18 protein-coding genes are annotated in these 20,045 nt (G+C 59.1%); 6 read left to right on the plus strand and 12 right to left on the minus strand.

Going from position 1 to position 20,045, the window contains the following annotated elements:
• Nucleotides 1-86: 86 nt before the first annotated feature.
• Genes recF through QZ862_RS20585 form a run of 3 tightly spaced genes read left to right on the plus strand, consistent with a single transcriptional unit; the run spans nt 87 to nt 2,476 of the window.
• On the plus strand, nt 87-1,211 hold the full coding sequence (gene recF / locus QZ862_RS20575; RefSeq protein WP_296101577.1) for a DNA replication/repair protein RecF: 1,125 nt from the start codon (nt 87-89) through the stop codon (nt 1,209-1,211).
• A gap of 36 nt (nt 1,212-1,247) precedes the next feature.
• A complete protein-coding gene (locus QZ862_RS20580) occupies nt 1,248-2,006 on the plus strand; it encodes a molybdopterin-synthase adenylyltransferase MoeB (RefSeq protein ID WP_296101578.1) in 759 nt (252 codons plus the stop codon).
• Complete coding sequence (locus QZ862_RS20585; protein ID WP_296082765.1) at nt 2,003-2,476, plus strand: GNAT family N-acetyltransferase; 474 nt, start codon at nt 2,003-2,005, stop codon at nt 2,474-2,476. Before QZ862_RS20580 ends, QZ862_RS20585 begins: the two co-directional genes overlap by 4 nt.
• A 104-nt stretch (nt 2,477-2,580) precedes the next feature.
• Here the strand turns inward: QZ862_RS20585 and QZ862_RS20590 are convergent, their stop codons facing one another.
• Nucleotides 2,581-3,585: a D-glycerate dehydrogenase gene (locus QZ862_RS20590; RefSeq protein WP_296101579.1), complete on the minus strand. Its 1,005-nt coding sequence runs from the start codon at nt 3,583-3,585 to the stop codon at nt 2,581-2,583.
• Nucleotides 3,586-3,765: 180 nt separating this feature from the next.
• Here QZ862_RS20590 and QZ862_RS20595 point away from each other — a divergent pair, with 180 nt between their 5' ends.
• Complete coding sequence (locus QZ862_RS20595; RefSeq protein WP_296101580.1) at nt 3,766-4,302, plus strand: SH3 domain-containing protein; 537 nt, start codon at nt 3,766-3,768, stop codon at nt 4,300-4,302.
• A gap of 56 nt (nt 4,303-4,358) precedes the next feature.
• Here QZ862_RS20595 and QZ862_RS20600 read toward each other — a convergent pair whose 3' ends face one another.
• On the minus strand, nt 4,359-5,351 hold the full coding sequence (locus tag QZ862_RS20600) for an adenosine kinase (RefSeq protein WP_296078699.1): 993 nt from the start codon (nt 5,349-5,351) through the stop codon (nt 4,359-4,361).
• A gap of 343 nt (nt 5,352-5,694) precedes the next feature.
• On the opposite strand from QZ862_RS20600, the gene QZ862_RS20605 reads away from it, so the two are divergent.
• Complete coding sequence (locus QZ862_RS20605) at nt 5,695-6,639, plus strand: AEC family transporter (RefSeq protein WP_296101581.1); 945 nt, start codon at nt 5,695-5,697, stop codon at nt 6,637-6,639.
• 37 nt (nt 6,640-6,676) lie between these two features.
• On the opposite strand, the gene QZ862_RS20610 is transcribed toward QZ862_RS20605, so the two are convergent.
• The 10 genes from QZ862_RS20610 to QZ862_RS20655 form a co-directional block, all read right to left on the minus strand.
• Nucleotides 6,677-7,696: a class I SAM-dependent methyltransferase gene (locus QZ862_RS20610; protein ID WP_296101582.1), complete on the minus strand. Its 1,020-nt coding sequence runs from the start codon at nt 7,694-7,696 to the stop codon at nt 6,677-6,679.
• Between the two features lie 173 nt (nt 7,697-7,869).
• The gene (pnp, locus tag QZ862_RS20615; protein ID WP_296101583.1) at nt 7,870-10,014 is read right to left on the minus strand and encodes a polyribonucleotide nucleotidyltransferase; all 2,145 of its coding nucleotides are present in this window, start codon (nt 10,012-10,014) and stop codon (nt 7,870-7,872) included.
• Nucleotides 10,015-10,263: 249 nt separating this feature from the next.
• The gene (gene rpsO / locus QZ862_RS20620) at nt 10,264-10,533 is read right to left on the minus strand and encodes a 30S ribosomal protein S15 (protein WP_296015909.1); all 270 of its coding nucleotides are present in this window, start codon (nt 10,531-10,533) and stop codon (nt 10,264-10,266) included.
• A 280-nt stretch (nt 10,534-10,813) separates the two neighbouring features.
• Nucleotides 10,814-11,746 (minus strand): tRNA pseudouridine(55) synthase TruB, encoded by a 933-nt coding sequence (truB, locus tag QZ862_RS20625; protein WP_296101584.1) that lies wholly within the window; start codon nt 11,744-11,746, stop codon nt 10,814-10,816.
• Nucleotides 11,747-11,749: 3 nt separating this feature from the next.
• A complete protein-coding gene (rbfA, locus tag QZ862_RS20630) occupies nt 11,750-12,166 on the minus strand; it encodes a 30S ribosome-binding factor RbfA (protein WP_296015904.1) in 417 nt (138 codons plus the stop codon).
• Nucleotides 12,167-12,348: 182 nt separating this feature from the next.
• Nucleotides 12,349-15,081: a translation initiation factor IF-2 gene (gene infB, locus QZ862_RS20635; RefSeq protein ID WP_296101585.1), complete on the minus strand. Its 2,733-nt coding sequence runs from the start codon at nt 15,079-15,081 to the stop codon at nt 12,349-12,351.
• 101 nt (nt 15,082-15,182) lie between these two features.
• Nucleotides 15,183-15,875, minus strand: coding sequence for an RNA-binding protein (locus QZ862_RS20640; RefSeq protein ID WP_296015899.1), 693 nt, complete (start codon nt 15,873-15,875; stop codon nt 15,183-15,185).
• Entirely contained in the window at nt 15,872-17,476 is a 1,605-nt protein-coding gene (nusA, locus tag QZ862_RS20645) for a transcription termination factor NusA (protein WP_296083433.1), read from the minus strand. Before nusA ends, QZ862_RS20640 begins: the two co-directional genes overlap by 4 nt.
• A 61-nt stretch (nt 17,477-17,537) precedes the next feature.
• Entirely contained in the window at nt 17,538-18,122 is a 585-nt protein-coding gene (gene rimP, locus QZ862_RS20650) for a ribosome maturation factor RimP (protein WP_113178789.1), read from the minus strand.
• Nucleotides 18,122-18,430 (minus strand): hypothetical protein, encoded by a 309-nt coding sequence (locus QZ862_RS20655; RefSeq protein WP_296015892.1) that lies wholly within the window; start codon nt 18,428-18,430, stop codon nt 18,122-18,124. Before QZ862_RS20655 ends, rimP begins: the two co-directional genes overlap by 1 nt.
• Between QZ862_RS20655 and QZ862_RS20660 the strand changes: the two genes are divergently transcribed.
• Nucleotides 18,409-20,037 (plus strand): MFS transporter, encoded by a 1,629-nt coding sequence (locus QZ862_RS20660; protein ID WP_296015890.1) that lies wholly within the window; start codon nt 18,409-18,411, stop codon nt 20,035-20,037. The two genes, QZ862_RS20655 and QZ862_RS20660, sit on opposite strands and share 22 nt — an antisense overlap.
• The last annotated feature ends 8 nt before the right edge of the window (nt 20,038-20,045 follow it).

The following is a 20,045-nucleotide window of genomic DNA, read 5'->3' on the forward strand; positions in this document are numbered from 1 at the left end:
CTGTAACCGGACGCTCTTTCAGTGAAAGCCGTTCCGAAACCGTTCGGGATACTGTAGGTCGTAGGCATGACGATTCTGGATATGGCATGACGGCCAAGGTTTTCCTGTCACGACTGAAGCTCACGGATTTCCGCAACTACGCGGAGGTATCCTTGCGGTTGGATGAACGCCATGTCGTGCTGACTGGCGATAACGGCTCCGGCAAGACGAACCTGCTGGAGGCCGTCTCGTTTCTCTCGCCAGGTCGGGGTTTGCGCCGCGCCGTTCTTTCCGATGTCACCCGTGTCGGCGCGGAGGGGACAGGATTCTCGGTGTTCGCCGATGTTTCCGGTATGGATGGGGATGTCGCGATCGGTACAGGCATCGAGGGAGATGACGAAACGCCATCTCGACGTCTGCGCCTCAACGGAACCTCGGTCAGATCCGTCGATGAATTGACCGATCACTTGCGGGTCCTTTGGCTGACCCCATCGATGGACGGGCTTTTCACCGGCTCTTCTTCGGATCGTCGCCGTTTCCTCGATCGCCTTGTTCTTTCCCTCGACCCGTCGCATGGACGGCGTGCCAGCGACTTCGAAAAGGCGATGCGCCAGCGCAACCGCCTTCTTTCCGATGGTCGCCTCGATCCCGTCTGGCTCGACGGTATCGAGAAGCAAATGGCGGAGCTTGGTATTGCCATGGCTGTTGCGCGCCATGAGATGCTGGGTTTGCTGCGCACGCTGATCGATAGCCGTTCCGGCGACACCGGCTTTCCAAAAGCCATGCTGACTTTGTCAGGCTTTCTCGATGATGAGTTCCATCGACCGGCGGTGGACCTGGAGGATGGGTATTTCGCCACCTTGCGTGAGAACCGGTATCGGGACGCAGCAGCCGGGCGCACGCTGGACGGACCGCATCGCGCCGACCTTTTCGTGCGGCACGCTGAAAAGGACATGGACGCCGCACGCTGCTCCACTGGCGAACAGAAGGCCCTCCTCGTCGGTCTTGTTCTCGCGCATGCACAACTGACTGCCAATATGACCGGTCACGCTCCGGTGCTGCTTCTGGACGAGATTGCCGCGCATCTGGATGAAGGCCGTCGTGCCGCGCTTTTCGACCTCATCCACGCGCTTGGCGGCCAGAGTTTCATGACAGGGACGGATGCAGCAATGTTTTCGGCATTGCGGGATCGCGCACAGTTTTTCACCGTGTCGCATGGCAGCGTGTCATGATAGGGCTTCTCCTATTGACGTTCCGGAGACAGGATCATGGATGCTCTTAGCCCCGAGGAAATTGAACGCTACAAGCGACATATTCTTCTGCCCGAGATCGGCGGCATGGGGCAGCAGCGACTGAAGACAGCCAAGGTGCTGGTGATCGGCGCAGGCGGCCTCGGCGCGCCGGTGCTCTACTATCTTGCCGCAGCAGGCATAGGGACACTCGGTATTATCGACGATGATGTTGTCTCTTTGTCGAATCTTCAGAGACAGGTCATTCATGACACCGGCACGATCGGCGAGCTAAAAACCGAAAGCGCACGCCGCAGCATTTCCCGGCTCAATCCGCATGTGCGCACGCTGCATTTCGAAGAACGCTTTTCCCGTCTCTGGGCCCATGATCATCTGACGTCCTTCGATCTCGTCATTGACGGATCCGACAATTTCGATACCCGCTATGCGGCGGCCGATGCAGCCGAAGCGGCAAAGGTGCCGCTGGTGACTGGCGCTGTCGGTCGGTTCGATGGCTCTGTCACGGTACTGAAGCCCTATGCAGAAGGTCCAGACGGCACGTTGCTGCCACGCTACCGCGATCTCTTTCCTGCGCCGCCGCCGGAGGGCCTTGTTCCATCATGCGCGGAAACCGGCATTATCGGCGCGCTGACGGGCGTCATTGGTACGACGATGGCCATGGAAGCAATCAAGATCATTACCGGAGCGGGAGAGCCACTGATTGGCCGACTGCTTCTCTATGACGCGCTCGCCGCCCGCTTCGACACCATTCGCTACAAGAGGCGCCAGGCAGCATGACAGAGATTGTTCGAATCGACGAAAACTTCAACCGCGTAGAGGAATTGCTGGCGCTGATCATGTCGTCATTCGCCAGTATGGACGGCGTGATCGATCCGCCTTCCTCGGCGCATCGGCTGACACCTGATAATCTGCGTCAGAAGATCGGCCAAGAAAGTGCATTCGTCGCTTTCGACGGGGACCAAATGCTCGGATGCATTTTTTGCAAACCGGAAACGAACTCGCTCTATATCGGCAAGCTTGCCGTGTCTCCCGCCGCCCAAGGTCGCGGCATCGGTCGCGCCTTGCTAAGCGCAGCTGAGGATTTGGCGCGTCAGCTGCCGCTGCCAAGTCTTCGTTTGGAAACCCGCATCGAACTCGTCAACAATCACCGGCAGTTCACGTCATGGGGTTTCAGCAAGACAGCCGAGAATTCGCACGCCGGATATGATCGTGTGACGTCAATCGAAATGACGAAGCGTCTGGCTTGATCGCACCCTGCCGGGCAAAAGCACTGGGCGATTTTTCAACAACGACATGCGACAAAACCAAGACCTTAAGCGTAGGGAGCGGATATCAGAGATCGCGCCACGCTTCAGGCCCTGCCCGGCAGCACCCGGTTCGGCGGCCTGTGACCATCATAAAATGCGCGGATGTTGATGATGACCTTGTCGCCCATGTCGATGCGGCCTTCGATCGTGGCCGAACTCATATGCGGCAAGAGCACCACCCTGCCCTCCTTGGCGAGTTTGATGAGCTTTGGGTTGACGGCGGGCTCGTTCTCAAACACGTCGAGACCCGCACCGGCAATCTTGCCCTGCCGCAGGCACTCGATCATCGCCGCTTCATCGATGATATCGCCGCGCGCCGTGTTGACGATATAGCTCGTCGGCTGCATCAGCGCGAGGCGCCGAGCCGAGATCAGATGATAGGTGGCAGGCGTCGACGGGCAGTTGACGGAGACGATGTCGACGCGCGCCAGCATCTGGTCGAGACTATCCCAATAGGTCGCTTCAAGCTCCGCTTCGGTCGCCGGGCTTACACGCTTGCGATTATGATAATGGATCGATAGCCCGAAGGCCTTGGCGCGGCGGGCAACGGCAGTGCCGATGCGGCCCATGCCGACGATGCCGATACGCTTGCCCGACAGTCGGCGACCCAGCATCCAGGTCGGCGACCAGCCGCGCCAGTCATCCGATCCGTTGGCAAGCACCCGTGTGCCTTCGACAAGGCGGCGCGGAACGGCAAGCACAAGCGCCATCGTCATGTCCGCGCTGTCTTCCGTCAACACGTTCGGCGTATTGGTAACGGTTATGCCCTTGCGTGCCGCCGCGTCCACGTCGATATGATCGATACCGTTTGAAAAACTTGCGATCAATTTCAGTTGAGGACCAGCCTGCTCTATCATGGACGCGGTGATGCGATCGGTCACCGTCGGAACCAGAACGTCAACACGCTGCATGGCCGCCAGAAGCTCCGCCTCCGTGCGAGGCGCATCTTCAATATTCAATTCAGCCTCGAACAGTTCCCGCATGCGGGTCTCGACCAGATCCGGCAGTTTTCGGGTCAAATAGACGGTCGGTCTCTTCTTGTTCGTCATAGTCTGCAGGCACCTTGTTCAGAGGTCGTTAACCAGAAAGAGCGATAATTTGTTCATCAAGGGCGTTTCTACCAGACCCACCGGCGAAGACAAACAAATCTCGCATGTTGTTCCTTCGGCGATAGGACTGGGGTGCCCCTCAAACGTCATTCTCTTGTTCCATGGAAACGGTCAAACGACATGCGTAGCTTTGTCTCCATCCTCTGCATTGCATTGTCATTGGGTTTTCTTCACACCACCGTCTCACCAGCACTTGCTCAGGGCGCTGCAAAGGGTGCCAGCGGCCTGCCACTACCGCGTTTCGTCAGCCTGAAATCAAAGCGTGTTAACATGCGCATCGGACCAAGCACGGACTATGCCGTCTCCTGGATGTATATGAAGTCCGGCATGCCGGTGGAAATCATTCAGGAATATGAAAACTGGCGCCGCATCCGCGATGCGGACGGCACCGAGGGCTGGGTAAATCAGGCACTGCTGTCTGGCGAAAGAACCGCAGTCGCCGCTCCATGGATGCGCGGCAAGGGCAAGGACGTTTATGTCAATATGCGCCGGGAGCCGCAATCGAGCGCTTCTGTAGTGGCGAAGCTGGAGCCTGGCGTCCAGATCCGCATCGGCGAATGCAATGGCGATTGGTGCAAGGCGGAAGCCGATCACGTGGGCGGCTGGGTTTCGCAGGGCGAAATCTGGGGCGCCTATCCGGGCGAAGCGTTCAAATAAACGGCCATCCCCGCGCGCCTTGGAACCGGCGCACGGAGATCATTGTCATCGAATAATCAAAGAAGCCCGTGCTTCTCGGCCAGCGCCTTCAGCGACGACATGGGACGCGGTCCGATCTGCTGTATGACGGCAGCGGCTGCAAGGCAGCCGAGCTTGCCGCTATCTTCCAGTGAACGCCCCTGCGTGTAGCCAAAAAGGAACCCGGAGGCGAAAAGATCGCCGGCGCCCGTCGTGTCGACGACATCGAAAACCGGATAGGCATCGACCTTCACCCGCTCGGTACCGCGCACAATCACGGCGCCCTCTTCGCTCATCGTCACGGCTGCGATCTTGCAGTCCTGTGCGATCTTGGTCAGCGCCAGATCGAAGTCTTCGGTTTCATAGAGCGACAGCGCTTCCTGCTTGTTCGCAAAGACGATATCGACTGTCCCCGAGCGCATCAGATCGAGGAACTCGTCGCGGTAGCGGCCGACGCAGAAACTATCGGACAGCGTCATGGAGACTTCGCGACCGTTTTCATGGGCGATGCGGGCGCAATCACGGATCGCGTCCTTGGCGCGCGGCGGGTCCCAGAGATAGCCTTCGAAGTAGGTGACCTTCGATTGTGCAACGATCTCAGGTTCCACGTCTTCCGGTCCAAGCTCGACGCAGGCGCCAAGATAGGTGTTCATGGAGCGCTCACCGTCTTCGGTGACGAAGATCATCGAGCGAGCGGTGGGTGGAAAGGTGCCGCGTGGCTTCGTCTCGAAATAGACGCCCTGGGCGCGGATATCGTGCTGGAATATTTCGCCGAGCTGATCTTCGGCGACCTTGCCGAAATAGGCTGCGGGTGCTCCGAAATTGGCAATGCCTGCCGCCGTGTTGCCCGCACTTCCGCCGGAGGCTTCCAACGCCGGACCCATGAGCGAGTAGAGCAGTTCCGCGCGCTCGGCATCGATCAGGTTCATCGCGCCCTTGGTGATGGCGTTGTCGATGAGAAAGCTGTCATCGCAGCGGGAAATGATATCCACGATGGCGTTGCCAACGGTCAGTACGTCGAATTTTGTCATGAGCCTCTTGTCCGAGCCGCACCGACCCGGTGCGTTATCCGGAACTCGGTCTTAAAGATTTCTGCCGACAAGAAAAGAGAAAAGGCGACTGCGCCTTGCAAGCTCATCCTCGACCGATCTTACCGCGTCATTTGCATGTCATAAAGTGCTGGTAGACCATTACTCGTTCCCGACACGGATGTACTGCCGGGGATGACAGGCTGAAGCGGGGACGATCCCCGCTTTTTCCGTTTTCATGGGCCCGCTGTGGTTTCCAACCCCGGCCAGAAAACGGTTTCGGACGCACCCCCTTTCCTGTACAGGGTTGAGACATTCCGCAGAGTGCTCGTGAAAGCCCGTCTCCATGTATGCTGTTGCCCTGAATGTCGCGCCGATCTTTCTGCTTATTCTGATCGGTTGGCTGACGGTAAAGGCGAGGCTGTTCAAGGCCGAGGCGAGCGATGTACTGAGCGACTTCGTCTTCAAGATTGCCGTGCCAACGCTGATCTTCCGTACGCTGGCCGAAGCCGATTTTCATGGCGCTTCGCCTTTCAAGCTCTGGATCACCTACTTCGCCGGCGTAGCCATCACCTGGGCTGCGGGTCAGCTTGTGACGACATACATCTTCAAGCAGGACCTGCGGGTTAGCGTCATTGCCGGCATATCCTCGGCTTTCGCCAACAATATTTTCATTGGCCTTCCGCTCGTCGGGCGTTCCGTCGGCAATGACGGCATTGTTGCAATTTCAATCCTGCTGGTCATCCACCTTCCCATCATGATGATTGCCGGAACGATCCTGATGGAAAATGCGACACACAAAGTGGTTGGCGGTGAAAGGCGAAGTGCGTTCACGGTCTTGAAGCAGGTGGGGCGAAACCTCGCGACCAACCCTCTGGTCATCGCCCTTCTTCTTGGACTTTGCTTCAATATGATCGGCACATCAATGCCGGTCGTGTTTACGACGGTCATCGATCAGATCGCGGCCATGGCTGGACCTGCGGCGCTTATTTCGCTTGGCATGGCGCTGACCAAATACCCGGTGCGCGGCAATCTGCACATCTCGACGACGATTACCGCCTTCAAGCTCTTGCTTCTACCGGCTTGCGTCTGGGCGATGGCACATCTGCTCGGTCTCAGCCCCGCGTGGACATCGGCACTAGTACTGACATCCTGCGTTCCGACCGGTATCAATTCCTGGCTACTCGCCAACCGCTTCGGGATCGGACACAGTATCGCCGCGTCGACCATCAGCATCTCGACGCTCTTTGGCGTCTTGACCGTATCTCTCTGGGCGTGGCTGCTGAGTTGAGGCCGCAGATAAACCGCAGCCTCATTCTCAAAAATGATTACTTCTGGGCGCTCAAAATCTTGAAGCGGGCGTTTCGGCAGACTTCCTCGCTCTTGCGGAACTCGCTTGCCAGCACCGGTTCGTAGGGAAGGCCTCGATTGGCGACCATCAGCAACTTGCCACCGTTGCGCAATGCGCCTGCCGCCGCCTTGATTATCGCCTGACCGAGCGCTGGCTCTGCCGCCTGACCGGCCGCATGGAAGGGTGGGTTCATGATGATAAGGTCGTATTTTTCCTTCGGCGGCTCTGCGGCCAGGTCCTGCCAGAAGAAACGTGCCGTCAGCCGCGGGCAGTTTTCCAGAAGATTGGTCTTGGCAAATTCAAGCGCGTTGTAATCGGCCTCGAACAGATCAATGCGCGCCGTGCGTGGCGACTTCTCGGCCAGCATGACCGAGAGGTAACCCCACCCCGCGCCAAAATCGGCGGCATTGCCGTCGAAATCGGTCGGCATGCGTGAAACGAGCAGTTCGGAACCGTCGTCCACGCGATCATGGGAGAACATTCCAGGCATGGCGGTAAAACGGTTGTCGATGGTGACAGGTTTCTGCTCCAGCTTGGCAACAGCAGCCGAGACATCGTCCGGTCGTGCAAACCAGATGGCGACGCCGTGATATTTCGGCGTCGATTCCGCTTCGATGCCGAGCTTTGCCAGCGTCTTGCGCAAGGTGACGATACCGTCTTCCTTGGCGCCTGCAGCCAGGATCACGCCGCCCGCCTTCACGCGCTTCAAGGCTTCCGCCATGCGGTTGTCGTTTTCGCCGCGGTGCTTACCGCACAGGATCATGGCCGCGTCATAGTCCTCTCCGGAGATTTCCGGCGTGACCTCGGAACCATGCGCTTGCAACGCGCGATAAAGAGGACGAAAGCCCTGAACCGCTACAATCTCAGAATCGAAACCCTCCAGGCGCGGCGCTCCCGCTTCTGCGCCCAGAAACAGCACGCGCTCACCGCCTTTCGGCGCTGGCAGCATATCGGCAGCGAAGGGATGGAACAGGGTTTTGACTGCGTCACGGCTCATCGGGAGCATCCTCAAGAACATGTACCGGAAAAGCGCCAAGCGGCTTTGCGTCGGGACAATGCGTTCAACAACAATGGAGCAGCTTCACGTTCTAGACGAACAGCAACCGCCCCGGAAATAGAAAAAAGGCGCGGGAGAGATCCCGCGCCCCGATAGGAATAAGCGCGTACGCCTTACTCGGCAGCAGCGTCGCCTTCAGCCTTCTTCTCGGCAACGATTTCCTTGCCGGTTGACTGGTCAACGATCTTCATGGACAGGCGAACCTTGCCGCGCTCGTCGAAGCCCATCAGCTTGACCCAGACCTTGTCGCCTTCCTTGACGACGTCGGAGGTCTTGGCAACGCGCTCGGAAGCCAGCTGCGAAATGTGAACGAGGCCGTCACGTGCGCCGAAGAAGTTGACGAATGCGCCGAAGTCGGCGGTCTTGACGACCGTACCTTCGTAGATCTGTCCAACTTCAGGCTCGGCCACGATGGAGTGGATCCACTTGCGGGCCGCTTCGATTTCCTTGCCGGAAGACGAAGCGATCTTGACGGTGCCGTCATCTTCGATGTTGATCTTCGCGCCGGTCTTTTCGACGATTTCACGAATGACCTTGCCGCCAGAACCGATGACTTCACGGATCTTGTCGACCGGGATGTTCATGACTTCGATGCGTGGAGCGAATTCGCCCAACTGACCACGGCTTTCGGTGATGGCATTGGCCATCTCGTTGAGGATGTGCTTGCGGCCACCCTGTGCCTGATCAAGCGCGACCTTCATGATCTCTTCGGTGATGCCGGCGATCTTGATGTCCATCTGAAGCGAGGTGATGCCGTCAGCAGTACCGGCAACCTTGAAGTCCATGTCGCCGAGGTGATCTTCGTCACCGAGGATGTCCGACAGAACGGCAAAACGTTCGCCTTCCAGGATCAGACCCATGGCAATACCGGCAACAGGCTTAGCCAGCGGAACACCGGCATCCATCAGAGCGAGCGATGTGCCGCAAACGGTTGCCATGGAGGACGAACCGTTGGACTCGGTGATTTCCGATACGACGCGCAGCGTGTAGGGGAACTGCTCAGCAGACGGAAGCATCGGACGGATTGCGCGCCATGCGAGCTTGCCGTGACCGATTTCGCGGCGACCCGGGGAGCCCATGCGACCTGTTTCACCGACCGAGTAGGGCGGGAAGTTGTAGTGCAGCAGGAAGCGTTCCTTGTACATGCCGGTCAGGCTGTCGACATACTGCTCATCTTCGCCGGTGCCGAGCGTGGCAACGACGATTGCCTGCGTTTCACCACGGGTGAAGAGTGCCGAACCATGGGTGCGCGGCAGAAGGCCAACTTCCGACACGATCGGACGAACCGTGGAGAGATCGCGACCGTCGATACGGCTCTTGGTGTCGAGAATGTTCCAACGAACAATCTTGGCCTGCAGGTGCTTGAATACAGCGCCGACTTCTTCAGCCGAATACTTGGCTTCGCCTTCTTCCGGCAGGAAGTGCGCCTTGACCTTCGTCTTGACGGCGTCGACAGCAGCGTAACGGGCAGCCTTTTCGGTGATCTTGTAGGCGTCGCGCAGTTCAGCTTCGGCAAGGCCGAGCATTTCGGTTTCGAGAGCCGAGAAATCTTCCGGTTCGAATTCGCGCGGTTCCTTGGCAGCCACTTCAGCGAGCTTGATGATCGCGTCGATGACTGGCTGGAAGCCACGGTGACCGAACATGACGGCGCCGAGCATGACGTCTTCGTTCAGTTCCTTGGCTTCGGATTCGACCATCAGAACGGCGTCCTGCGTACCGGCAACGACGAGGTCGAGAACCGATTCGTCCATCTCGTCGAGATGCGGGTTCAGAACATATTCGCCGTTGATGTAACCGACGCGCGCGCCGCCAACCGGGCCCATGAAGGGAACGCCGGAAAGCGTCAGCGCAGCAGAGGTCGCGATCATGGACAGGATGTCCGGGTTGTTTTCCAGATCGTGCTGGATAACGGTAACGACAACCTGGGTGTCGTTCTTGTAGCCTTCAGGGAAGAGCGGGCGGATCGGGCGGTCGATCAGGCGGGAAACGAGGGTCTCGTTTTCGCTCGGACGGCCTTCACGCTTGAAGTAGCCACCGGGGATCTTGCCGGCTGCGTAGGTCTTTTCCTGATAGTTGACCGTCAGCGGGAAGAAGTCCTGACCCGGCTTCGGGGCCTTTGCAGAAACGACGGTCGCGAGAACCATGGTTTCGCCGTAGGTTGCGATGACGGCGCCGTCAGCCTGACGAGCAACCTTGCCCGTTTCCAGCTTCAGCGGGCGGCCTGCCCATTCGATTTCCACGGAGTGTTGATTGAACATATCTTGTCCTTCTTGTCGCCACGGCTCCACCATTGAAGCAGCGGCTTCGACACATCACGGGCAAGACAGCGGGAGGCTTTGGTGTGAGTGCCGACTACGGTGGCACAAGCGTCCTGCAATCCTGCCCCATGACAGGTCTTCGGTTGGTTCAGACGGTTCCGGCCCATCCGGTCCGTCTTCATGATCCAGCAACTGCCGGATCAAAAAACCGGCGGGCACCTCAGAGAAGGAAACCCGCCGGTCAAGATGTTAGCGGCGAATGCCCAGCGTGCCGATCAGCTTCGTGTAACGGCCTTCGTCCTTCTTCTTCAGATAGTCGAGAAGCGAACGGCGGCTGGAAACGAGCGTCAGAAGACCACGACGAGAGTGGTTGTCCTTCTTGTGGCCCTTGAAGTGTTCGGTCAGGTTGTTGATCCGCTCGGTCAGGATTGCGACCTGAACTTCAGGCGAACCGGTGTCGCCTTCCTTCGTTGCATATTCCTTGATGAGGGCGGCTTTGCGCTCTGCAGTGATCGACATCGTAAGATCCTTTCTATTTTAAGGAAAAACAGGTCGCCAAGGGCCGGGATGTCGTCCAGCGATGGCCATTCAATAGCAAAGGCAAGGCCTAGCTGGCGCTGCCTATAAACCAATTGGCGGATAAAGGAAAGAGGCGATGGCAATACCGGCACATCGCCACTGCGGGAAACCCCTGAAGCAGCACGCGTTAGCGTCCCTATGCCATGCGCCAAATAGAAAAACCGGCGACCAATGATCGCCGGCATAAATAGGATTTGCAGCGGGTCAACCTGGTTTCGGCTTAGCCGAAAACGCGCTTTGGGCGGAATTCTCCCTGGCCGATCTCGCCGATCGCCACCAGTTTGCCGCGGGCGGTCGCATAGGCTTCGGATTCCTGCGTCGGCGCATCGCGTCCGCGTAGCAGAATGGGGTTGCCCATCTTCAGGCGGTGGGCTTGATCATCATTGATGATGAGATGCGGCAGCGAAGACAGCGCTTCCGATGTATCGATGAGATAGGCGTCGAGTGCTGCCAAGCGCTCGTCGCGGTCTTCGATCGACTCAAGTTCGATCAGCTTTTCCAGCGGCACCATCGCATCTTCGGCAAAAGGTGCGACCATGGAGCGACGAAGCTCGGAGATGAAACCGTAGCAGCCGAGATCGCGGCCCATGTCACGCGCCAGCGCACGGACATAGGTGCCCTTGCCGCATTCCACTTCGAAATGCGCGGTGTTTTCATCCGGACAGCCAAGCAGCGTGAGCCGATGAACCTCGACCTCACGTGCAGGAATTTCCACGACTTCACCCTCACGGGCCAGGTCATAGGCACGCTCGCCAGCAATCTTGATGGCGGAAAACTGCGGCGGGATCTGGAGAATCGTGCCGGTGTATTTTGGCAGAAGCTCGCGGATTGCCTGCTCGCCCGGACGATTGTCGGAGCTGTTGAGTACCTCACCCTCCATATCGTCGGTGGTGCGCTCTTCACCCCAGGTGACGCAGAACTCGTAAATCTTGCGGCCGTCCATGACGTAAGGCACGGTTTTCGTGGCATCGCCTAGCGCAATCGGCAACATGCCAGAGGCCAGCGGATCCAGCGTTCCGGCATGACCTGCCTTCTGCGCATTGAACAGCCATTTGATCTTGGAGACGGCCTCGGTAGAGCCGAAATCGAACGGCTTGTCGAGAATGAGCCAGCCGGAAACCGGGCGGCCCTTAGGTTTGCGTGGTTTGGACATTCTTCAGTTCTGTTCGTCGTCTTTTTCGTTGGAAGATCCAAGATCGCGCTGCACTTCCGGAGAACGCAGCAGGGCGTCGATCTTCTGATAATTGTCGAAGCTGGTATCGTCGCGGAAGCGGACTTCCGGAACATATTTCATCTGGCGCAATTGCGGTCCCAGCCGTCCACGAATGAACTTGGCGTGCCGGTTTAAAGCATCGATACTTTCGGTATGGTCGGGAACGCCAAGTGGCGTCACATAGGCGGTGGCGATCTTCAGATCGGGAGACATGCGCACTTCCGAAATCGAAATCACCGTCTTTTCCAGAAGGTCGTCACGCACTTCGCCGCGCTGAAGAATTTGCGTCAGAGCCGCGCGAACCTGCTCGCCGACGCGCAGCATGCGTTGTGAAGGGGCTGATGAAGTTGCTTTTGCCATTGTTATTCTTGCCTCAGCATATTGGAAGACGACAGTCGGCACGCTTTCCAGCTCTCCGACCTTTGTTTCCAGCACTCTCGCCAGAAGGTTTCTTGTAAACCCTTCTGCCGGAGTATCTTAAAATTCAGCGAGCGCCGGTTAACCAGCGCTCGCTCTCAAAGTTTTACAATCAAGCAGAGCGCTTAGAGCGTTCTGGTAATATGCTCGACGCGGAAGCACTCGATCGTGTCGCCAGCGCGGATGTCTTCGTAGTTCTCGAAGGCCATACCGCATTCCTGACCGACCGGCACTTCGCTGACTTCGTCCTTGAAGCGCTTGAGCGTCTTGAGCTTGCCTTCATGGATGACGACGTTGTCGCGAACCAGACGGACGCCTGCACCACGTTCCACCTTGCCTTCGACGACACGGCAACCGGCAACCTTGCCGACCTTGGTGATGTTGAAGACTTCGAGGATTTCGGCATTGCCGAGGAAGGTCTCGCGACGTTCCGGCGAAAGAAGACCGGACATGGCCGCCTTCACGTCATCCACCAGATCGTAGATGATGTTATAGTAGCGGATCTCGATGCCGGCGCGCTCAGACGCTGTACGGGCCTGGGCATTGGGACGGACGTTGAAGCCGATGATCGCGGCGTTGGACGCTTCTGCCAGAGAAATATCCGATTCCGTGATGGCGCCTGCGCCCGAGTGGACAATGCGTGCGCGGACTTCGTCGGTACCGAGCTTTTCGAGCGATGCGATGATCGCCTCCACGGAACCCTGCACGTCGGCCTTGATGACCAGCGGGAACTCCTTCATGCCGGAGGTCTGTAGCTGGCTCATCATCTGCTCAAGAGAACCGCGCTGGCCAGTTTGGCGAGCAACGGCCTTGTCGCGGGCAAGACGCTGACGATACTCGGAAATCTCGCGAGCGCGGCTTTCGCTTTCGACGACGGCGAAACGGTCACCGGCAGACGGTGTGCCGGACAGGCCGAGAATTTCGACCGGCATGGCAGGACCCGCTTCCTTGACGTGGTCGCCCTTGTCGTTGACGAGTGCGCGGACGCGGCCCCACTGATCACCAGCAACGATGATTTGGCCAGGCTTCAGCGTACCCTTCTGAACGAGCACGGTCGCTACTGCACCACGACCGCGGTCGAGTTCGGCTTCGATGACCGTGCCTTCTGCAGTACGGCTTGGGTCTGCCTTGAGGTCGAGGATTTCGGCCTGCAGCAGGATGGCTTCGAGCAGCTTGTCGAGGCCCTGCTTCTTCTTGGCCGAGACTTCGACGTCAAGCACTTCACCGCCCATGGATTCCACGAAGACTTCGTGCTGGAGCAGCTGCTGGCGAACCTTTTCAGGGTTTGCCTCATGCTTGTCGATCTTGTTGATCGCCACGATGATCGGCACGCCGGCTGCCTTGGCGTGATTGATCGATTCGATCGTCTGCGGCATCACGCTGTCGTCAGCCGCAACCACGAGGATCGCGATGTCGGTTGCCTGCGCACCACGGGCACGCATGGCCGTGAAGGCGGCGTGGCCTGGGGTGTCGATGAAGGTGATCTTCTGGCCGTTCTGCTCGACCTGATAGGCACCGATATGCTGGGTGATGCCACCGGCTTCGCCAGCAACCACGTTTGCCTGACGGATGGCGTCGAGCAGCGAGGTCTTGCCGTGGTCGACGTGACCCATGATGGTGACGACCGGAGGACGCGAAACCATGTCGCCTTCGACGTCGGCAACATTGAAGATACCTTCTTCAATGTCGGATTCCGACACGCGCTTGACGGTGTGGCCGAATTCGCCGGCAATCAGTTCGGCCAGATCGGCGTCGATGACGTCGCCCGGCTTCATCATCTGGCCTTCCTTCATCAGGTACTTGATGACGTCCACCGCACGTTCGGACATGCGCTGCGACAGCTCCTGAATGGTGATGGTCTCGGGCAGGACAACTTCGCGGGAAATCTTCTCGCGGGTTTCCTGCATCTGGCTGCGGCGGAACTTCTCCTGGCGACGGCGCATGGAGGCCAGCGAACGGCCGCGCTGCGCGCCCTCTTCGTCGAGGTTCGATGTGACGGTGAGCTTGCCGCGACGACGCTCTTCTTCCGTCTTCAGACGGGCAGCGGGCTTTGCGGGCGCAGGGGCTGGCGCCTTGCCGCGCATTGGCATGCCGGTGCGGCGTGCGCCACGATCGTCCTCGTCATCCTTGTCGGTGCGGCGAACGCCCGGAGCGCCACGACCGGGCATCTCCGGCGCAGGTGCAGGCGCCGCTGCTGCGGGCGAGGGACGCGTGGACTGCGGGCGAACGTCACGGCGCACAGGCTGCGCTGTTGCGGCCGTCGGACGAACTGCGGCCTGCTCTTCTCTGGCAGGTGGCTCGTTCTCAGCAGCCTTGGCAGCGGCAGCCTCTTCAGCGGCGCGACGCGCTGCCTCTTCCTTCTCGGCGGCAATGCGGCGCTCTTCTTCCACCTTGCGGCGCGCTTCGTCTTCGGCGCGTTGCTTGGCTTCGACCACGTCGCGAGCCTGAGCTTCCATCAGCGCCCGACGGCGTGCTTCCATCTCACCGGCAGAGAGGTCGTGCAGCACGTTTCCGCGCGGACGATCCTGCTGGCGCGGTTGAGCCGACGGCTGAGGACGCTGCTGGTTGTTGGTCTGCTGAACGCGAGGTGCCGGATGAGACGGCTGCGGGCGCGGTGGAACCGGCGCCGCAGGCGCTGCTGCGCGTGGCTGCTGGGCAACAGGAGCTGCGGCTGCGCCACCTTGCTTCTCGTCTTCAGGACGCATGGGGCGACGCTTGCGTGTTTCCACGACAACTGCGTTGGTGCGACCACGACCCATGTCCTGACGCACGGTACCCTGGTTCAACCCACCCGGCTTGAGGGTGAGAGTCTTCTTGGGTTGTGCGTTGAGTGTCTTGTCGTCGTTGTTATCGGTCATTCCGTTCCCGTTCCTACAGACGAGAGCCGGATGACACCATCAGGCCCTGTCTTTCAATAGCTGCATCCGAACGCGGCGGCCGGTGTTGTCCGATAACCGCGTCATTGTCGTTCTGTCCGGGCAGCGCCAATGTCCGCTGGAGCTTTTTCGCCATGGCGATATCGCTCGAGCATCTTTGCGCGCTTCACTACACCCTCACCCGCCTGTCCTGCAAGCGCGCAGGCATGGATAAAAGCATTCTGGCCCAATAGTTCGTCCATTTCGGCCCCGGTAAAGAGCTTCAAGGACGGTATTTCATCGGCACCCGTACCGAGTGCCCAGGCCTTGCGGGCCTGATCCAGTTTCCGAACGCCATCAGCGGCGGCATCGGTTGCGTGGAAGACCGCCAGCGCCTGTCCGGAACGGACGGCCGCATCGACCTTCATGGCGCCGCTGATGAACTGGCCAGCTTTGCGCGCCATGTTCATCATGCCCGTTACCTGCTGCGTCATCAGCCGGTCCAGCATCTCAAGAAGATCCGGTCCAGCCTTGACGTCCGTTTTCAAGGCGCGCGCAAAGAGCTTCTTTGCGATCGCCTTTTCCACCAGCGCTCGGTCGGCTGTCACCCAGCAACCGCGCCCCGGCAATTGGCGCTTCAGGTCCGGCACGATTTGACCGTCCGGGCCTGCGACAAAGCGGATCAACTCATCTGGCGATCCACTCTGTCGTGTAACAATGCACATACGTCCGTTGACGTTGCCTTCTGCCAGATCCTCATCGGACCCGGCATCCGGTTCATGCGCCTGCGATATCATTCCTCAACGGCGGTATCCGCCTCCTCGGCAGCCTGCTGTTCAGCAGCCAGTTCTTCTTCGGTGATCCAGCCAGCCAGAAGACGAGCCTGCAGAACCATGTTTTCGGCCTCGACGCGAGAGACGTCGAGCTTGGAGAAGATGCCGTCGAACTTCTTGGTCTCGCCATCCTTGCGCTCGGTCCAGCCGACGAGATCGTCCGCCGCGCAGCCGGCAAAGTCTTCGACCGTCTTGATGCCGTCTTCGCCGAGAGCCACCATCATCTGCGATGTCAGGCCGTCGATCCGGCGCAGTTCGTCGGCAACGCCGAGTTCCTTGCGCTTGGCATCCATTTCCGCTTCGACGCGGTCGAGATATTCCTTGGCGCGCGTCTGGATTTCGACAGCGGTGTCTTCATCGAAGCCGTCGATAGAGGAGATTTCATCCAGCTCGACATAGGCCAGCTCCTCGACCTGGGCGAAGCCTTCGGATGCCAGAACCTGGCCGACCATTTCGTCGACGTCCAGCGCTTCCATGAAGAGGTTGGTACGCTCGTTGAATTCCTTCTGACGACGCTCGGACTCTTCCTGCTCCGTCATGATGTCGATATCCCAGCCGGTCAGCTGCGAAGCGAGGCGGACGTTCTGACCGCGACGGCCAATCGCAAGCGACAGCTGCTCGTCGGGAACGACCACTTCGATACGCTCGGACTCTTCATCCAGAACGACCTTGGCCACTTCCGCAGGCTGAAGCGCATTGACGATGAAGCTTGCAGGCTCCTGGCTCCAGGGAATGATGTCGATCTTTTCGCCCTGAAGCTCACCAACGACGGCCTGAACGCGCGAACCGCGCATACCGACGCAAGCACCGACCGGATCGATCGAGCTGTCATTGGAAATCACGGCGATCTTGGCGCGCGAACCCGGATCACGGGCAACCGACTTGATCTGAATGATGCCGTCGTAGATTTCCGGCACTTCCATGGTGAAGAGCTTGACCATGAACTGCGGATGGGTACGCGACAGGAAAATCTGCGGGCCGCGCTGCTCGCGACGAACGTCATAAACATAGGCGCGGACGCGATCGCCGTAGCGCAAGTTTTCGCGCGGGATCATCTCATCACGGCGGATAATGCCTTCGCCACGGCCGAGATCGACAATGACGTTGCCATATTCGACGCGCTTGACCGTGCCGTTGATGATTTCGCCGATACGATCCTTGAACTCGTCGAACTGACGGTCACGCTCGGCTTCGCGAACCTTCTGCACGATGACCTGCTTGGCGGACTGGGCAGCGATACGGCCGAAATCCATCGGCGGCAGCGGATCGGCTATGAAGTCACCGAGCTTGGCATCGGGGTTGCGGTCGCGTGCCAGCTCCAGCGGAATCTGGGTGGAGTAATCTTCGGCCTTGTCTACCACTTCCAGAAGACGCTGAAGGCGGATTTCGCCGGTCTTGGAGTTGATGTCGGCGCGAATATTGGTCTCGGAACCGTAACGCGAACGGGCGGCCTTCTGGATGGCATCGGCCATTGCGGCAAGCACGATCTCGCGGTCGATGACCTTTTCGCGCGCCACAGCATCGGCGATCTGCAGAAGCTCAAGCCGGTTAGCACTCACTGCCATTTTTTTGTCTCCGTAAGTCGCATGTTTGCGTTGGAAGAGCCCCGCAGGGTCTCTCAAAAAATCAATCTTCGTCTGCTTCTTCGTTCTGATTGGCAGCAGCGGCCTTGGCCTGCTTGTCCGCCTTCAGCGCGTCACGAATAAGGTCATCCGTCAAAACCAGTTTGGCATCAGACAGCGTGTTGAACGGGATCGTCACGACCGGCTCTTCGCCATAGCCGATCTGGTCGCGCTCGAGCTTGAAGCTGTCAGCCTCGACTTCCGCGATCTTGCCACGGAAGCGCTTGCGATTATCCACCAGGATCGAGGTCTCGACCTTGACGAGATGCCCCTGCCAGCGAACAAAATCGGACTTGCGAACCATCGGACGGTCGATGCCAGGCGAGGACACTTCCAGATGATACGCCTTTTCGACGGGATCTTCCACATCGAGGACCGGCGAAATGGCCATCGAGACGGCTTCGCAATCCTGAACGGTCATGGTCCCGTCTTCACGTTCGGCCATGATCTGCAATGTCGAGCCATTCTGGCTGGAAAGCCGGACCCTGACAAGCACGAAACCCATTCCGGTCAAAATCGGCTCGATGATCTCGGCGATCCGCTGGTCGATGCCTGTTTCGGTTATCAGTCTCGGTTCGGCTGCTGCCATTATGCTCTTCCGGTGTTCTTTGCGCGGAACATCTGCTCCGGTTTGACGATCCGCCTAACGAAAAAGAGCGGGGCCTTGGGGACCCCACTCTTCATCAGACGATCAAGAATTTGAACGGGGATATAAACCCTTCTGTCCGGAAATGCAAGGTTTGCGGCGCAAATCCGAATATTCGATTTTTTCTGCCACAATTTCACCTTTGCAGCGTTTGAATGGGTGGTGTCACCGCCATCGACCTTTATAGTGCCTGCTGCCAGAACAGCAGTTGAAATCAATTGGATCGCTCGTGCCCGACCGTCAATCGCCACTCGCGCCACTCCGGCACCCGACTTACAAGCGCATCTGGTTCGCCAGCATCGCGTCCAACTTCGGCGGGCTCATCCAGGCCGTGGGTGCCGCATGGATGATGACGGCACTTTCGACGTCCGAGAACATGATCGCGCTGGTGCAGGCCTCTACCTCGCTGCCGATCATGCTGTTCTCGCTGATTTCCGGCGCGCTTGCCGACAGTTTCGATCGGCGTCGGATCATGCTGTCCGCGCAGTTCCTGATGCTTGCCGCGTCGATCCTGCTGACAGTCTTTGCCTGGGCGAATCTTCTGACCCCATGGCTGCTTCTGTTCTTCACCTTCATGATCGGCTGCGGTACGGCGCTGAACAATCCGTCTTGGCAGGCATCGGTCGGTGAGATGGTGCCGCGGGAGGACCTGCCTGCGGCGGTGACGCTCAACAGCGTCGGTTTCAACATCACCCGTAGCGTCGGCCCTGCCATCGGTGGTGTCATCGTCGCGGCAGCCGGTGCCGCGGCAGCCTTTCTTGTCAATGCGCTTAGCTACTTCACGCTGATCTATGCACTGTTCAAATGGCAACCGCCAAAGAACAATTCGACGCTCCCGCGTGAGCAGTTGCTGGCCGCGATCTCCGCCGGTATGCGCTATGTCGCGATGTCGCCCAATATCGGCAAAGTTCTGGTGCGCGGCTTTCTCTTCGGCCTTTCCGCCAGCGCTATCCTGGCGCTGATGCCGCTCGTGGCGCGCGATCTCGTCGAAGGCGGACCGCTGACCTACGGCATCATGCTCGGCGCCTTCGGCGTTGGCGCTATCGGTGGGGCGCTGATGAGCGCCAGGCTTCGCGAGATGATGAGCAGCGAGTGGATCGTGCGGGTCGCCTTTCTCGGCTTCGCCTTGAGCGCCGGCGTTACCGCCATCAGCACCAATGCGATCATCACCAGCCTGTTTCTGACGATTTCAGGTGCCAGTTGGGTTCTGGCGCTCTCGCTTTTCAACACCATCGTGCAGCTCTCCACCCCCCGGTGGGTCGTTGGGCGTGCGCTCTCGCTCTACCAGACGCTGACCTTCGGCGGCATCGCGGTCGGCAGTTGGCTCTGGGGCTCTCTGGCGGAAGATCATGGCCTGACCTTCTCGCTCCTTTGTTCCTGTGTGCTGATGCTGCTTGGCGTCGTCGTCGGCTTCAAGCTCACCATGCCGGCCTTCGCCTCACTGAACCTCGATCCGCTGAATCGCTTCGTCGAGCCGCCTCTGCGACTGGATGTTAAACCCCGCAGCGGCCCGATCGCGATCATGGTGGATTACGAGATCGACGATGCCGATCTGCCGGAGTTCATGGCGATCATGGCAGAGCGCCGTCGCATCCGCATCCGCGATGGCGCGCGCAACTGGAGCCTGATGCGGGATCTGGAAAACCCGGATGTCTGGACGGAGATCTACCACGTCCCGACCTGGGTCGAATATGTCCGCCACAATCACCGACGGACCCAGGCCGACGCGGAAAGCTGGGATCGCATCCTGACGCTACACAAGGGCAAGACACGCCCCCGCGTCCACCGGATGATCGAGCGCCAGGCGATCCCGCCGCAGGACGATATTTTCCATAAGGCCCATATCGATCCGCATTGAGCGGATCG

It is taken from the genome of uncultured Agrobacterium sp. (genome assembly GCA_913777615.1).
Taxonomy (GTDB): Bacteria; Pseudomonadota; Alphaproteobacteria; order Rhizobiales; family Rhizobiaceae; genus Agrobacterium.

Coding starts and splice junctions, on each gene's coding strand:
- QZ862_RS20605 (WP_296101581.1), top strand. CDS start 5,695: ATGTATGCTGTTGCCCTGAATGTCGCGCCGATCTTTCTGCTTATTCTG.
- infB (WP_296101585.1), bottom strand. CDS start 15,081: ATGACCGATAACAACGACGACAAGACACTCAACGCACAACCCAAGAAG.
- truB (WP_296101584.1), bottom strand. CDS start 11,746: ATGTCCAAACCACGCAAACCTAAGGGCCGCCCGGTTTCCGGCTGGCTC.
- QZ862_RS20610 (WP_296101582.1), bottom strand. CDS start 7,696: ATGAGCCGTGACGCAGTCAAAACCCTGTTCCATCCCTTCGCTGCCGAT.
- nusA (WP_296083433.1), bottom strand. CDS start 17,476: ATGGCAGTGAGTGCTAACCGGCTTGAGCTTCTGCAGATCGCCGATGCT.
- QZ862_RS20580 (WP_296101578.1), top strand. CDS start 1,248: ATGGATGCTCTTAGCCCCGAGGAAATTGAACGCTACAAGCGACATATT.
- QZ862_RS20585 (WP_296082765.1), top strand. CDS start 2,003: ATGACAGAGATTGTTCGAATCGACGAAAACTTCAACCGCGTAGAGGAA.
- recF (WP_296101577.1), top strand. CDS start 87: ATGACGGCCAAGGTTTTCCTGTCACGACTGAAGCTCACGGATTTCCGC.
- rpsO (WP_296015909.1), bottom strand. CDS start 10,533: ATGTCGATCACTGCAGAGCGCAAAGCCGCCCTCATCAAGGAATATGCA.
- rbfA (WP_296015904.1), bottom strand. CDS start 12,166: ATGGCAAAAGCAACTTCATCAGCCCCTTCACAACGCATGCTGCGCGTC.
- pnp (WP_296101583.1), bottom strand. CDS start 10,014: ATGTTCAATCAACACTCCGTGGAAATCGAATGGGCAGGCCGCCCGCTG.
- QZ862_RS20595 (WP_296101580.1), top strand. CDS start 3,766: ATGCGTAGCTTTGTCTCCATCCTCTGCATTGCATTGTCATTGGGTTTT.
- QZ862_RS20600 (WP_296078699.1), bottom strand. CDS start 5,351: ATGACAAAATTCGACGTACTGACCGTTGGCAACGCCATCGTGGATATC.
- QZ862_RS20640 (WP_296015899.1), bottom strand. CDS start 15,875: ATGATATCGCAGGCGCATGAACCGGATGCCGGGTCCGATGAGGATCTG.
- QZ862_RS20590 (WP_296101579.1), bottom strand. CDS start 3,585: ATGACGAACAAGAAGAGACCGACCGTCTATTTGACCCGAAAACTGCCG.
- rimP (WP_113178789.1), bottom strand. CDS start 18,122: ATGGCAGCAGCCGAACCGAGACTGATAACCGAAACAGGCATCGACCAG.